Genomic DNA, 14,517 nt, shown 5'->3' on the forward strand with positions numbered 1-14,517 from the left:
CAAAGCGCCCTTTGTGCCAAATAAAAACCCCGCTCCGGACATCCGGAGCGGGGTTTTGAACAACGGGGAGCTGTTCAACTCTGACGCGGAGGGAGGAACCACGTCAGAACATATGTTTTAGCGCGGCGAGAAGGTTACGGCGCTGTTGTCGGTGGGTGCGTTAAAGCTGTAAACGGTCACCTCACCATCTTCCGCAATTGCTTCACGGCCAGGATTGATGATCAGGCTAGCGTCGACCGTCAAGGGTACACCGGCTGTTGCAGCGATGGTGTCGCTGTCCGAAATACCGCGGTCCTGCTGGAATACGATAACGCTTGCGGGCTCCGAACGGGTAGCCAGCGTGTCGTCTGCGACCATATCACCTGCGTAGGCAGCGGTTCCGAATGTGGCGGCGGCGATAGCGGTCATAATAATGCGGTTCATTTTGTAACTCCATTTTTCTGGTTACGATCATTTTCGATCTGCAGCCAATATGGACCTGCACGAGCGCACATTCAAAACACACCCGCTCAAGGGAACGTGTGATCTTGCGATCTTGAAAGATGAAACTAATTCTCTAGCGGCACATTTTGAAATATTTTAACAACAATTTCAGTATTTTACGATTATATTTCTATGAACTCACATGAATTATTACTCACAGGTCACGGTTCCTCGATAAGCGCGACAGGGAATTTGTGATGATTGACCCAACGTCCAAACTGACGTGAAATGCGGTACTGTGCACGAAGTTTGTGCAATTTTGCACATTAAAGCAAGAAACCCAGAGCATCCCGTGCTCTAAAATGGCTAACCTCCTCGAATCAAATCATCTTCTTCGTCTGTGGCGGACATCCCCAGGGCGTCCAGCCCGTTTTCAAGATGGTCGGACAGATGCGGCGTGCCCAGCAGGTAATCGGCTGTCGGGGTGGTTGCCTCTTCTGCTGCAGTCTGGATCGCCTCGGCCAGTTCTTCCGGCTCGAAAGAGCCGCGACCGATCCACATCAGGGCGACAAGGCTGACTTGCTCCTCGTCGCTCAGGCGTTCGATAAACGCGCGCAACTCGCCTTCGGCACGCGAAAGTTCGCGTGACATCAGCACGACTTGAGCAACTTTGTTGATGGAAATTTCCAGCATGGCGGGGTCCTCCTGTTGGCACTATGCCAGACAGTCCTGATCTCTCCAAACGGAAGCGTCTTTGACCTCAAGCAAACAGGCGGTAATAAAGCCAATCCGGCATGAATTGCGACATGCGGAACAACCAGCTGAAAATGCGCGGGAAACTGCGCTTGAACGTGCCTTCATCATTCATCAGCTCGAACATTTCCTGTGCGGCCTGATCCGGCTCCATCAGGAAGGGCATGGCAAACTCGTTCTTGTCGGTCAGGCGCGTGCGGATGAAACCGGGGTTGGCGACCTGAACGCGCACGCCTGTTTTCCGAAGGTCGGCATAAAGGCTTTCGGCCAGCGACATCGTGCCCGCCTTGGATGCGGCATAGCCGATAGCACCGGGCAAACCACGAAAGCCAGACAGTGATCCTGTGATGACGACATGGCCTGAATCGCGTTCGACCATTTGCGGCAACACCGCGCCAACGGAACGAATGGCGCCGGTAAAGTTGATGTCGGCCATGGCTTCCGCCTGACCAGTGTGCCACTCTTGCGCCTTCATCGGCCAGTAGACACCTGCCAGATAGACCATACCGTCGATCTGGCCGATCTGCTGCATCGCTGCCGCCAGGCTGGCGCTATCACTGACATCAACGGTCACAAATGACGCCTTGCCAGGCAGTGCCGCCACCAGTTCCTGCAACCGCTCCTCGTTGCGTGCGGAAACGATCACCTCGACACCGGCGCTGCTGAGTTTATGGGCGAGCGCGGCCCCCAAGCCTTCGCTGGCACCGATCAGCCAATACCGTTTTCCCTGCCAATCAATCATACCGCATCCACCTTCCGCATTGTGGCCACCAGTTCGGCCACGGGTATCCCGAATTTGCGAAACTGGCTTCGGTTCACGACGGTACCATTCGGGGCCAGATACATCCAGTCCACGGTATCCAACACATGACCGCCAGCATCCTCGGGCAAACGGATCCGGTAGTTCAAACGCACCGCAGAGCCTTGCATGACGCCGATGCCTGTTTCCACCAGATCATCCGCATCTGCCTTGATGCGCCCGTCATTACCAAGCTCGAGCCGCCATTCACGGTCTTGCGTTGCACCGCTGTCATAAATGAAATGTTCACGCATGATGCCGCGGTTTCCGTCCCAGCGCGCCTCGAACCTGCCGACAAACCGCGAAGTAACACGTCCGAGAGGGCCGTAAATAACGCCTTCGCAAAGTATCGGACCGTTAAGGTGCTCTCTTAGGTCAAACTGGAGATTGCCGCCCTCATAATCTTCGGGGCGCTGCGCCACGAATGACCAAAATCGCGCCTTCGCCCATAGAATTGCCAGAACGCCAAAGGCGCCGAGGAACGTGAAGAGAATTGGATCGGCCATCTAGTCCTCCTTCCAGTGAGTGGTCGCAAGCAGTCCGATGGCCAACAGCTTCAGGACACAGGGCACCAGACCATAGGCAAGGCTCAGCGCCCAAAGCGCGCTTTCTGTATTCTCGGTTCCGGCACGGAACCCTGCGGTTTCAAGGGCCGGCAAAAGAGCAATCGCGGCAAAGGCCAGCGACAGCTTGGACACAAAGGACCACAGCCCAAACGCGCCCGATGCCCCCGGTGCGACCCGCGCCATACGCGCAGAAAATATTGCGGGCAGCAGGGTCATATCCGCGCCCAGCGCGGCACCCGACGCCAGACAGATCAGGCCAAAGGCCCACACATCGCCCGCCCCCAAGGTCAGGGCGAAGGCGAAGGCGATGATCGACAGCACCATCCCAGACATCAGCACCTGTTTGGGGCCAAAGCGTTCGGCGGCACGCCCCCAGAAAGGGGCCGCGATCGCTGCTGAAAGGAAAAACAGCAACAGGAATGGCCCTTCCCAACCGGGCGCGGCAAGGCGGCTTTCGACGAAGAAGAGAAACAGGGTCGAACTGACCGCGACGGGTGCTGCATTCACCAAGGCGATCAACAGCAGGCGGCGCGCAACCGGATCTTGCAGAACCGGTGCAAAACCACCCTCGGGGATCTCGCCCTCGCTGCCCCATTCACGGCGCATCACCCAAAGCGCTGTCAGACCCAGAATGGCAAACCCCAAGGAAAAGCCGATGAACCCGCCCAATATCACCGGCGCAACGGCCGCAACACAGACACCCAGCAAAGCACCGGTTTCGCGCCAGCGCGCCAGACGCAGATGCCCTGCACCTTCCAGCCTGCCGCCCGTCTGGACGCCTTGGGCGTAGAAACAGATCGTCAGAAAACTGAAGGCGGAAAAAACGCCTGCCAGCATCAACGCGAACCAGATCAGTGGGGCGACAGGCGGCGCAACGGCGAACAAACCCAACATCGAGACAACCATAAGCGCCACGCCAAAGGTCACCGCCGCTGCCCGCCAGTGCCGCAAGGCACCTGCCAGTCGGCCCAGCAACGGGTCCTGGATGACATCGAACAGGCGCAGTCCAAACAGGACCGCCCCCAAAGCCGCCAGCGAAACGCCGTATTCGTCGACATAGAATTTTGGCGCATGGATATAGATCGGTAAGCCCGCCGCCGCGAGCAGCGCTGCAAATACGCCGTAGGCCGGAAGCGAGACCTTCCAGACGGTCATCTGCTGACCTCTTCCGCAGGAGGTTCTGGACGCGGGCGATAGGTGGCACCCTTCCACCAAAGCTTGAGCGCCTGCCAATGAATCAGGGCTAGCACACGGCGTGACCCGAACGGCCGACGCAACACGCTACGCAAAATGCTTGCGTTGCTGATGGGTTTACGCGCGCCAACAAGTGTTGCGATCACACCGCCATTGCCGCCGGTATAGTCGATCCAGATGCCGATCCGGTCAGGACGGATATCAAAGCGGAACTCGTAACCTCCATCAACAGGCTGAAAGGGGCTCACATGCATAAGCTTGGTGGCCCGCAACCGATCCTCGGACGTGATGACGCCATGATCTTCGGGCAGGACCAGATAGGAATGGCGATCCCCGAAGGTATTGGTCACCTCGGCAATAACCGCGCGCAACCCGTCATCCACATCATGACACAGCCAGAAAGAGACGGGGTTGAACACGTGGCCAAGAACGCGGGGTTGGGTCAGCAATTCGATCCGGTCAGGCGTCTCAACCGCATTGGCTGCCAGAACATCGCGGACCCACGCAGCCCCGCGGCCCTGCTTGGGCACGCCCCCGTGATCCATGTCCCACAGCGAGACAAGGTTGCCCTTGTTCCTGCCGAACAAGGCAGGCGACATTGCTGGCTTTTCAGCATCCAACAGTACATAGTCGACACTGTAGCGAAAGGCGTTTTCGATACCGCCCTTGCGACCATGCCAGGTATATCCTGCGATATGATCGATCCCGTTCACTGCGCCGCTACCAGCGCAACATCTGTTCGACGCAAGGCTTCCACGACATCGACAGCGCTGGACAGCCCGTCCTCGTGAAAGCCGTGCCGCATCCACGCGCCACAGAACCATGTGTTGCGAGTTCCGTTGGTCAGGCGCACCCTGTCCTGCGCGGCCAGCGCTTCCAGATCATACACAGGATGGCGCAGGGTGACGCGGTCATAGACCAGATTCTCGCGGATCGGGCGCGTGCTGTTCAGCGTTACGAAATGCGGATCGTCCTTCGGGATAGGTTGCAACGAGTTCATCCAGTAGGTCAGGTCGATCTTGTCTGTCTGCTTGCCCACCACTTCTGTGTAGTTCCACGAAGACCAGACCACCTTGCGCCGCGGCATCACCGACGGGTCGGCATGCAGCACGATATCGTTTGGCTGATAGGCGATAGCACCAAGATTGGTTTTTTCTTCAGGCGTAGGATCTGCGAGCAAACGCAAGCTATCATCCGAATGGGTCGCAAAGATCACCTCGTCAAAGGTTTCCCATTCGCCGCCCTGCACTTTGATTTCGACGCCGATATGCGGACGGCGAACCGCGTCTACCGGTGTTCCCAACCGGAAGGTCACGCCCTGCTCTTTCATCGCGTCACCAAGGCGGCGGACATATTCGATGGAACCACCCTGCACCGTATACCACTGATGCTGCCCTGTTGTGTTCAGCAGGGCGTGGTTCTCGAAGAACTGGATCATGGCATGGGCCGGAAACTCCATGATTTGCTCGACCGGCGTGGACCAGATCGCGCCGGACAAGGGCAGAAGGTAATAGTCGCGGAACCAATCGCCTGTTCCCAGCTTTTCCAGAAAATGCCCGGTGGTCAGGCTACGGTCCCGTGCCACATCAAGGGCATTTGCGTTGAAGTGCAGGATGTCTCGCACCATGCCGATAAACTTGGGGTTCACGATATTGCGCTTTTGGGCGAACAGAGCAGGCAGGCTTGTCAGGGCATATTCCAGCGCACCGCCCTTGAGCGAGGCCCCGAAACTCATGTTCGATTTGGTGACAGGCACATCAAGCCTGTCGAACAGCGCGGCCATATGCGGATAGTTGGCGTAGTTGAACACGATAAAGCCTGTATCGACAGGCTGATCACCGCGTTTTCCCGCCATGATGGTTCGGGCATGCCCGCCAAGCCGCGGTTCTGCTTCGAACAGTGTGACATGATGGGAATCCGCCAGCATATGCGCCGCCCCCATCCCTGAAATACCTGCTCCGATGACGGCGATTTTTTTTGGGGCAATACGGCCCGCTTCAAATGGCATCTAGGTTTGGCTCCGGCTGATTCACTGGGGTAGTGCAAGAGTTACGTTGAAAGTCCGCATTTGGATGAAACACAAAACAAATTATGCTTGGCGGTGATCCGAACAGATTTGGCCTGCGTATTCGTTGGTATGTTCAACATTGTTGATCCTTCGGAGCCAAATGTTGCCTCGTCCCCGGCTGCCCAGCATGCTAGGACAGAGGTCAGTAAAATGTTGTCCGAGAAGGCGCAGCCGTTGGCCACAAAGACAAAATACGATCCGACGGATTGGATCACCCATATGTCTCGGATTCGGGACGATCAGGACCAGACGGCCTTTGCCGAACTGTTCATGTATTTCGCCCCGCGGGTGAAATCTTTCCTGATGCGGTCCGGTGCTGACGCGACGCTGGCCGAGGAATGCACCCAAGAGGTGATGGCAACCCTGTGGCACAAGGCGCATCTTTTCGATGCGTCGCGGGCATCAGTCGCAACATGGGTGTTCACGATAGCCCGTAATCGCAAGATAGACGCGCTACGCAAGCAGCGCCGTCCCGAACCCGAAGATCTGGTTTGGGGCCCCGAGGAAGAGCCTGACCAGGCAGATGTCCTGAGCATGCAACAGGAAAGCGAACAACTGGGGCGCGCAATCGCCGCCCTGCCCGACAAACAGAAGGAACTGATCGAAAAAGCCTACTTCGGCGATTTGTCGCATAGCGAAATTGCAGAACAGACCGGCCTGCCCCTTGGCACGATCAAATCCCGTATCAGATTGGCGTTGGACCGACTTCGCCATGAAATGAAGTGAACACGCAGATGAATAATGTGAAACACCACCTGACCGACTCGTTGCTGATGGCTTATTCAGCTGGCAACCTGCCCGAGGCGTTCAATCTGATCGTCGCCGCGCATGTGTCCATGTGCGATGAATGCCGCGCGCGACTGGCAAGCTTTGACAGCGTGGGCGGCGCGCTTCTGGAAGAAACCGGAACCGCCAGCATCGACGACAACAGCTTTGCCGAAACCATGCGACTGATCAATTCGGGCGCGGTATCCGACCCGATCCGGCAGCCACAAGAGAAGGCGGCGAAATCGGTGTTGCCCGCACCGCTGCGCGACTACATTGGCGGTGATCTGGACAAGGTGAAATGGCGCCCCATCGGTATGGGTGTCAAACAAGCCATCCTTCCCACCTCGAAAGAAGCGTCTATCCGCCTGCTCTATATCCCTGCCGGCACGGCGGTACCGGATCACGGGCATCGCGGGATGGAACTGACCCTGGTGTTGCAGGGCGCTTTCGTGGATGAAACGGACCGCTTCGGCCCTGGTGATATCGAAATCGCTGACGAAGACCTGAACCACACCCCGATTGCCGATATCGGCGAGGATTGTATCTGCCTTGCGGCCACCGATGCGCCATTGCGGTTCAACAAACTGATTCCACGTATGGCACAACCGTTCCTCAGGATTTGAGGCGTCAGCTTGGGCGAATTTTTTTGAAGGCGGTCCATGCGAGGCCGCCTTTTTTGCTTTGGGCAATGCCCTGCGCTCAGGTATCGCGGCGCAGCCCTTGTGCCAGAACCAGAGGCGACGCATCAGGGGCAATGTCGGGCACGACATCCTCGAAATCGAAGTTATCCAGCCTTTTCGCACGCCGCCCTGCCTTGTCGGCACTGATCTTGATATCCGCAAGGTCGCGCGAGGCCTGCCCGAAATGACGGTCCAGATTCTCGACCCTTTGGCCCAGCCGGTCCATGTCCTGCGCCAGAAGCCCTAATTCACGTCTGATGGCTCCTGCCTGTTCGCGCATCCGTGCATCCTTGAGGATGGCGCGCATCGTATGCAGCGTCGCCATGCATGTGGTGGGTGACACGATCCAGACCCGTGCCGCGAACCCTTCGCGCACAAGTTCGGGGAAATTGGCGTGCAACTCGGCATAGACAGCTTCGGAAGGCAGGAACATCAGCGCACCATCAGCGGTTTCGCCCTCGATGATGTAACGCTCCGATATTGCCTTGATATGCGCGCGCACAGACTGGCGCAGCAGGCTGGCAGCGCGATTCAGATCGGCGGGATTGTCAGCGCGGCGCAGCGCCTCATAAGCTTCAAGCGGGAATTTGCTGTCCACGACAATGGGACCAGGCGGATTGGGCAAATGGATCAGACAGTCAGCGCGCTTGCCGTTCGACAGCGTGGCCTGCATCTTGTAGCTGTCGGCAGGCAATGCCTTGCCGACGATATCGTGAAGCTGGATTTCGCCAAAAGCGCCGCGCGTCTGCTTGTTTGACAGGATGTCCTGCAAAGACAACACATCGCCTGACAGCTTGGTGATATTGTCCTGAGCCTTGTCGATCGCCGCAAGGCGTTGTTGCAACTCGCCCAGCGATTGCTCTGTGCGGCGGGCGGAACCGTGCAAGGTCTCGGTCATCTGTCCTGTGACATGGGCCAGACGCTGTTCCATCAGGCGGATCATCTGCGCCTGCGAGGCAGCCTGCGCCTCGGCGACATGCGACAGACCGCCGGAGAGTTGTTGCTGCCCGTCACCCAAGCCTTGCACACGGCTGGCCATATAAGCCATCTGCTGCGCCATTGGGGCAGCAAGACGGGCGGAACGCGCTGCGGCGCGCAGAGCAAGGATCAGCAAGATCACAACAAGCAAGGCAATACCAAGCCCTGCCAGAACCAGCATCACCGCCGGATCATCCAGCGCATAGCTTTGCCCGCCAATCGTAATCATCGCCGCCCGAAAAGCCGTTCGATATCGGCCAGCTTAAGTTCGACATATGTGGGGCGGCCATGGTTACATTGGCCGGAATGTGGCGTTGCTTCCATCTCGCGCAACAATGCGTTCATCTCCTCGGCGCGCATGCGGCGTCCCGACCGGATGGAACCGTGACAGGCAACACGGCTGAGGATCGCGTCAAGCTGCGTCCGGACGCTTGCAGAACTGCCCTGATCAGCCAGTTCATCAAGGATATCAAGGATCATGGCGCGGGCATTGACCGGCCCCAGCAAAGCAGGCGTTTCGCGCACGGCAATTGCACCGCCGCCAAACGGCTCGATCCCCAGTCCGAGTTTTGCCAGATCATCCGCATGCTCCAACAAACGGGCGCAGTCGGTAGGCGACAGTTCGACAATTTCGGGGATCAGCAGCGCTTGGGCCGCGATGCCGTTTTCCGCCATCTGACGTTTCAGACGCTCGTAGACCAACCGTTCATGGGCCGCGTGCTGATCGACGATCACCATGCCGGTATCTGTCTGGGCGATGATATAGTTTTCATGCACCTGCCCGCGTGCGGCACCCAGGGGCAGTGCGGTCTCTTCGACCTCGGGCGAGGTCTCCTCGACCCGCGCGGTATAGGTCGCCGGCATGTCGGCAAAACCGGGGGCCTGCGCCGCATAGGCGGCCTGCCTTGCAGCAGGGCCGGGCCTGTCCATCTGGTAAATGCGTGCAGGCTGGTGATGGCCAACGGGTTCGGGCCGGAATGCACCCAAAGTGGCCGCCGCGACAGTGGTTGAGGCGCGGTGTCCCGCTTCGGCCAATGCGTGGCGCAGGGCCGTGACGATCAAACCACGCGCCAGACCGGGATCACGAAAGCGCACCTCGGATTTGGCGGGATGGACGTTCACATCCACCATCTGCGGATCGCAATCCAGAAACAAAGCGGCTGCGGGATGCCGGTCACGGCTCAGAAAATCGCTATAGGCCCCACGCAACGCGCCGATCAGCAAACGGTCCTGAACCGGTCGTCCGTTCACGAAAAGGAATTGCGCCACCGCGGTGCCGCGCGAATAGGTGGGAAGTGCGCTATAACCGGTCAGGTGAAAACCGTCGCGCTCCGCGTCGACCTTCAAGGAGTTATCCGCGAATTCGCTTCCCAGCACGCGGGCAAGTCGGCCGTGCAATGCGTCGAACATATCACCAGTCTCGGAATCCGCACGAAACAGCACGCGGCCTTCACCACCACCAGACACATCGCGTAGTATGAAGCTGACAAAAGGCTCTGCCATGGCAAGGCGCTTGATGATGTCGCTGACGGCCTGCTGTTCGGCACGGTCCGATCGCATGAATTTTAGCCGTGCTGGGGTGGCATAGAAGAGGTCGCGCAGTTCGACAACGGTGCCTGCTGTCAGGGCGGCGGGTTTAACGGGGCCGATCTGCCCTCCAGCCACGGCGATTTGCGCCGCTTCATACCCTTTGGCGCGACTGGTCATTGTCAGCCGTCCTACCGCCCCCAAGGATGGCAACGCCTCGCCACGGAAACCGAAGCTGTTGATATTGAGAAGATCGGTTCCGTCGATCTTGGAGGTCGCATGTCGTGACAACGCAAGCGGCAGATCATCCGGTGCCATGCCGCAGCCGTCATCTGTAACGCGGATCAGGGTCTTGCCACCATCGGCCATGGCAATGTCGATGCGCCGCGCGCCCGCGTCCAGCGCATTCTCGACCAGTTCCTTGACCGCCGAGGCAGGGCGTTCCACGACCTCACCCGCAGCGATCCGGTTGATCGCGGCCTCATCCAACTGACGGATGACCGGACGAGTATCGCCTATATTGGGGTTTGCCTGAGCCATGCCCCAAGACTTAGCATGTTGTGATCCGATTCGACCACAGGTCAGATCAACCGCCTGTTGCGGCCTTGTACCAAGCGACGATGGCTGCGCGTTCATCATCTTCCATATAGGAAAGGTTCGCAGGCGGCATGGCGTGGCTTACGCCGGATTGCAGGTAGATGGCGCGCGCCGCACCGGCGATATGCGCCTCGGTATCCAGCCGCACGCCTTTCGGGGCCCAAAGCAACCCCTCCCAGAAAGGTTCCGCTGCGTGGCACATGGAACAACGCCCCATGACGATATCATGCACCTCGCTGAAACCCTCTGCCTGCACGAAACGCAAGGTGGCACCCTGCGCTTCTTCGGATGCCTCGGCGCGGAACATGGGTGCCGTGCTTAGCCACATGATCGCGATAAAAATCAGCACAGTGGCGGCCCATGTCCAGGTCGGGTTACCGGTACGCGCATGCATCGAGTTGAAGTAATGCCGGATCGTCACACCCATCAGGAACACCAGGCTGGCGATGATCCATGTGTTTTCGGTGGCAAAAGCCAGCGGGTAATGGTTGGACAGCATCAGGAAGATCACAGGAAGCGTCAGATAGTTGTTATGCGTGCTGCGCTGCTTGGCGATCTTGCCATATTTCGGATCGGGTTTGCGCCCTGCGATCAGGTCGGCGACCACCACCTTCTGATTGGGAATGATAACAAAAAAGACGTTCCCGCTCATGATCGTGGCGGTGAATGCGCCCAGATGCAGCATGGCGGCACGGCCTGAAAACACGCTGGCGTAGAAATAGGACATCGCCACCAGAACGACAAACAGGGCCAGCATCAAGCCGGTCTGGTTGGCATCGACAAAGACCTTACAAAGCGTGTTATAAACGAGCCAGCCAAAGGCTAGCGATGCCAGCGAGATACTTACCGCCTGCCAAGTGGCAAGCTCCATCACGGCAGGGTCGATCAGATAGAATTCCGCGCCAAGGTAGTAGACCAGCACGAGCAGGATAAAGCCGCTCATCCACGTCCAGTAGCTTTGCCATTTATGCCAGATCAGACCGTCGGGCATATTCGACGGGGCGACCAGATACTTCTGGATATGGTAGAAACCGCCCCCATGGACCTGCCATTCCTCGCCATCCGCACCAGAGGGCAGATTGCGGTCGCGGTGCAGCCCCAGATCAAGCGCGATGAAATAGAAAGACGATCCGATCCACGCGATCGCGGTGATCACATGCAGCCAACGGATCGCAAATTCCAGCCAGGCGCCCATTGCAGCCAGATCGTACATCGCGCTCTCCTTAGAACAGGGGTTTCAAGCAGGCTACCCTTAGCGCGACTTGTTTGTTAATCCTTCCAATAACCGCAAGAGTTTCAAGCAAAGACTGATAATGGCTTATGTGAACAATATCCGGATGTTCCTGCGCGTCTATGAATTGGGCAGCATGAGTGCCGCCGCGCGTGATCAGCGCACATCACCTGCTGTTGCGTCGTCGCGGATTGCCGAGCTTGAGAAACATCTGGGGGTCCGCCTGTTCAACAGGACAACGCGCGCGTTGAACCCGACCGAACACGGGCGGATGTTCTATGACGGGGCCGCGCGCATCCTACAAACGATCGACGAGGCCGAGGCCGAGGTCATGGCCGCCACCCAATCGCCACGTGGAACCTTGTTCGTGTCAGCGCCTTTGGGCGTGGGGCGCCGCTTTATCGCGCCTGCCGTTCCGGGGTTCAAACGGGATTATCCGCAGATCGACATACGCTTGCGCCTGTCCGACAGGGTGATCGACGTTACTGGTGAGGGGCTGGACATGGCCTTTCACCTTGGTCCCTTGACCGATAGCGATCTCAAAGTCCGCGTGATTGCCGATTGCCCGCGCGTCTTGTGTGCAGCGCCAGATTATATTTCGCGGCGCGGCATGCCGGAAGACGGCAACGCCCTTCTGCGCGAAAAACACGATTGCCTGAACCTGCGTTTTCCCGGTGCCAAGGAATTCCAATGGACGCTCCAGACGTCGGACGGTCCAAGGCGATTCGACGTATCGGGGCCTTTGGAGTCCGATGATGGCGATGTTCTGACGGGGTGGGCATTGGACGGGGCCGGAATCGTGATGAAGCCGATCTTCGAGGTAGCTGAGCATCTTCGCAAAGGCACGTTGGTGCCCGTAGCAACAACCACCCCGCCGCTGCCTACGCAACTTGCCTGCCTATCGCCCAGCCGGAAATATCGCGATCCCAAGGTGCAGCGCTTTACCGACGTTATGATCGCCCATTGTAAAGAAGCGCTGGCGGGCCTTGATACCATTCCAGTCCAGCCATCCAGATGAAAGGAAGAACCCTATGAAGACCGAAGCTATTGGCGATGCTGTTTTCGAGACATGGACCGCCGCAGAACTGGCCGCGGCTTTCGATCGCAACGATGTAGTCGTGATCGACGTCCGGACGCCGCAGGAATACATGTTCGAACATATCGAAGGCGCGCTGCTGATGCCGCTGGCCTTTTTCGACGCCGCGAAACTACCGGGGCAGTCTGACAAACGGATCGTGTTCCACTGTGGTTCCGGTGTGCGGAGCGAAAGGGTCTGTCGTGCTGCGATTGACGCGGGTGTGACCCGCATCGCCCATCTGGAAGGCGGGTTCGCTGCTTGGAAGGCTGCGAAACTGCCCCATATCGGGACCAATATGGCGACAGGAGCGCCCCAAAAAGTCAGCTGAGATCGACGAGGCGCACACTATCTGGTCCGCCGGTCGGACAACGGCGCCGAAGCTACGGACCAGACAGGATGCTTCTGCAGTCTGGCAAACCTAACACCCGCGCCTTTCCAGAGTATTAACCGCATTGAAAAAACCCGAGCGTCACCGCCCGGGTTTTCCTTTGCCAATCTATGGGAGGACAGATTAGCCTTTGCTGAATTCAGGATAGGCTTCCATTCCAAGTTCGGCCGTATCCAGACCGGCGATTTCGGCCTCTTCGGATACGCGGATACCAACCACCATTTTCAGGATAAACCAGACCACAGCGGTCGATACAGCCGCGAAGATACCGATCACGAGAATGCCATAGATCTGCGTGCCAAAGGACGCTTCAGAGTTGGTCAGCGGCACGGCAAGTGTGCCCCAGATACCGGCCAGAAGGTGGACCGGAATAGCGCCGACAACATCGTCGATCTTGAGCTTGTCAAGAAGCGGTACGGTCAGGACCACAATCAGACCACCGACGGCACCGATCAAGGTTGCTGCGCCCAGGGTCGGCGTCAGCGGCTCAGCCGTGATGGCCACCAGACCGGCCAGAGCACCGTTCAGCACCATTGTCAGGTCGGGCTTTTTGTACAAAAGCTGGGTCAGGATCAGCGCTGTCACTGCACCGCCTGCAGCAGCGGCGTTTGTGTTCGAGAAGATACGACCGATATCAGCCACATCGCCTGCCGAACCCATCGCAAGCTGCGACGCGCCGTTGAAGCCGAACCAACCCATCCACAGGATGAACGTACCCAGCGTTGCGAGGGCCAGATTGGAGCCGGGCATCGGAACGACGCGGCCATCTTTGCTATATTTGCCCAGACGCGGACCAAGGATGATTGCGCCAGTCAAAGCTGCCCAACCGCCAACCGAGTGCACGATGCTGGAGCCGGCAAAGTCGGAGAAGCCTGCTTCGCTCAGGAAACCGCCGCCCCAGCTCCAGGAAGCCTGCAAGGGATAGATGATTGCGGTCAGAACGACGACGAAAACAAGGAAGGGCCACAGGCGGATACGCTCGGCCAGGGCACCCGACACGATTGACGCAGTTGCGGCGACGAACATCAACTGGAAGAAATAATCCGAGCTGGTTGCCGCATATTCGGCATCGTCCGCATCAGCCAGCGCGATACCGACATCTTCGAGAACTGCCACCATCGGGAACAAGGCCGAGAAGACACCCTCAACCGCCCAGTCACCCAGCGGATACATCAGGTTATAGCCGATCAGGTAATACATGATTGCGGCGATCGAGAACAACGCGATGTTCTTGGTCAGCTGCATGGTCACGTTCTTGGAACGCACCAGACCCGCTTCGAGCATGGCAAAACCGGCCGCCATCCAGAAAACTAGAAAACCCCCGATCAGGAACAGCAATGTATTGAAAATCCAGACGACTTCCGGCGAAACGGCAGCTACCTCTTCGGTAGCGTCCTGCGCCAGACCCAGACTTGGCAAGGCGATCAGCGTCGCTGCAAGTCCCAGTTTCGTGATACGGTTCATGTT

Annotated in this window: 15 protein-coding genes; 4 read left to right on the forward strand and 11 right to left on the reverse strand. The window is 58.2% G+C overall.

What is annotated here, in order from left to right:
- Positions 1–117: 117 nt before the first annotated feature.
- The 7 genes from K7H22_RS02015 to K7H22_RS02045 all read right to left on the reverse strand — a co-directional run bounded on the left by K7H22_RS02015 (position 118) and on the right by K7H22_RS02045 (position 5,743).
- Entirely contained in the window at positions 118–423 is a 306-nt protein-coding gene (locus tag K7H22_RS02015; RefSeq protein WP_230799025.1) for a hypothetical protein, read from the reverse strand.
- Positions 424–789: 366 nt separating this feature from the next.
- On the reverse strand, positions 790–1,116 hold the full coding sequence (locus tag K7H22_RS02020) for a DUF3775 domain-containing protein (RefSeq protein WP_230799026.1): 327 nt from the start codon (positions 1,114–1,116) through the stop codon (positions 790–792).
- A gap of 67 nt (positions 1,117–1,183) precedes the next feature.
- Positions 1,184–1,918: an SDR family NAD(P)-dependent oxidoreductase gene (locus K7H22_RS02025; RefSeq protein WP_230799027.1), complete on the reverse strand. Its 735-nt coding sequence runs from the start codon at positions 1,916–1,918 to the stop codon at positions 1,184–1,186.
- Positions 1,915–2,481 (reverse strand): DUF3833 family protein, encoded by a 567-nt coding sequence (locus K7H22_RS02030; RefSeq protein WP_230799029.1) that lies wholly within the window; start codon positions 2,479–2,481, stop codon positions 1,915–1,917. Before K7H22_RS02030 ends, K7H22_RS02025 begins: the two co-directional genes overlap by 4 nt.
- Positions 2,482–3,696, reverse strand: a complete 1,215-nt coding sequence (locus K7H22_RS02035) for an MFS transporter (protein ID WP_230799030.1) — start codon at positions 3,694–3,696, stop codon at positions 2,482–2,484.
- Positions 3,693–4,448, reverse strand: a complete 756-nt coding sequence (locus tag K7H22_RS02040) for a DUF1365 domain-containing protein (protein WP_230799032.1) — start codon at positions 4,446–4,448, stop codon at positions 3,693–3,695. Before K7H22_RS02040 ends, K7H22_RS02035 begins: the two co-directional genes overlap by 4 nt.
- Positions 4,445–5,743, reverse strand: coding sequence for an NAD(P)/FAD-dependent oxidoreductase (locus tag K7H22_RS02045; RefSeq protein WP_230799033.1), 1,299 nt, complete (start codon positions 5,741–5,743; stop codon positions 4,445–4,447). Before K7H22_RS02045 ends, K7H22_RS02040 begins: the two co-directional genes overlap by 4 nt.
- Before the next feature lie 279 nt (positions 5,744–6,022).
- Between K7H22_RS02045 and K7H22_RS02050 the strand changes: the two genes are divergently transcribed.
- Positions 6,023–6,529: a sigma-70 family RNA polymerase sigma factor gene (locus K7H22_RS02050; RefSeq protein ID WP_419248139.1), complete on the forward strand. Its 507-nt coding sequence runs from the start codon at positions 6,023–6,025 to the stop codon at positions 6,527–6,529.
- A gap of 8 nt (positions 6,530–6,537) precedes the next feature.
- Positions 6,538–7,194, forward strand: coding sequence for a ChrR family anti-sigma-E factor (locus K7H22_RS02055; RefSeq protein WP_230799037.1), 657 nt, complete (start codon positions 6,538–6,540; stop codon positions 7,192–7,194).
- Positions 7,195–7,270: 76 nt separating this feature from the next.
- Here K7H22_RS02055 and K7H22_RS02060 read toward each other — a convergent pair whose 3' ends face one another.
- The 3 genes from K7H22_RS02060 to K7H22_RS02070 are packed head-to-tail and all read right to left on the reverse strand — an operon-like array spanning position 7,271 to position 11,566.
- On the reverse strand, positions 7,271–8,458 hold the full coding sequence (locus tag K7H22_RS02060) for a DNA recombination protein RmuC (RefSeq protein WP_230799038.1): 1,188 nt from the start codon (positions 8,456–8,458) through the stop codon (positions 7,271–7,273).
- Positions 8,455–10,296: a DNA mismatch repair endonuclease MutL gene (gene mutL, locus K7H22_RS02065; protein WP_230799040.1), complete on the reverse strand. Its 1,842-nt coding sequence runs from the start codon at positions 10,294–10,296 to the stop codon at positions 8,455–8,457. Before mutL ends, K7H22_RS02060 begins: the two co-directional genes overlap by 4 nt.
- A 46-nt stretch (positions 10,297–10,342) precedes the next feature.
- Complete coding sequence (locus K7H22_RS02070; RefSeq protein ID WP_230799042.1) at positions 10,343–11,566, reverse strand: urate hydroxylase PuuD; 1,224 nt, start codon at positions 11,564–11,566, stop codon at positions 10,343–10,345.
- Positions 11,567–11,666: 100 nt separating this feature from the next.
- On the opposite strand from K7H22_RS02070, the gene K7H22_RS02075 reads away from it, so the two are divergent.
- Together K7H22_RS02075 and K7H22_RS02080 are read left to right on the forward strand one after the other, a co-directional pair.
- Positions 11,667–12,602: a LysR family transcriptional regulator gene (locus K7H22_RS02075; protein WP_230799044.1), complete on the forward strand. Its 936-nt coding sequence runs from the start codon at positions 11,667–11,669 to the stop codon at positions 12,600–12,602.
- 13 nt (positions 12,603–12,615) lie between these two features.
- Positions 12,616–12,990, forward strand: coding sequence for a rhodanese-like domain-containing protein (locus K7H22_RS02080; RefSeq protein ID WP_230799046.1), 375 nt, complete (start codon positions 12,616–12,618; stop codon positions 12,988–12,990).
- Positions 12,991–13,173: 183 nt separating this feature from the next.
- Here the strand turns inward: K7H22_RS02080 and K7H22_RS02085 are convergent, their stop codons facing one another.
- Positions 13,174–14,514, reverse strand: coding sequence for an ammonium transporter (locus K7H22_RS02085; protein ID WP_230799048.1), 1,341 nt, complete (start codon positions 14,512–14,514; stop codon positions 13,174–13,176).
- Between the last annotated feature and the right edge of the window lie 3 nt (positions 14,515–14,517).

Source organism: Seohaeicola saemankumensis (genome assembly GCF_021021435.1).
GTDB lineage: Bacteria > Pseudomonadota > Alphaproteobacteria > Rhodobacterales > Rhodobacteraceae > Seohaeicola.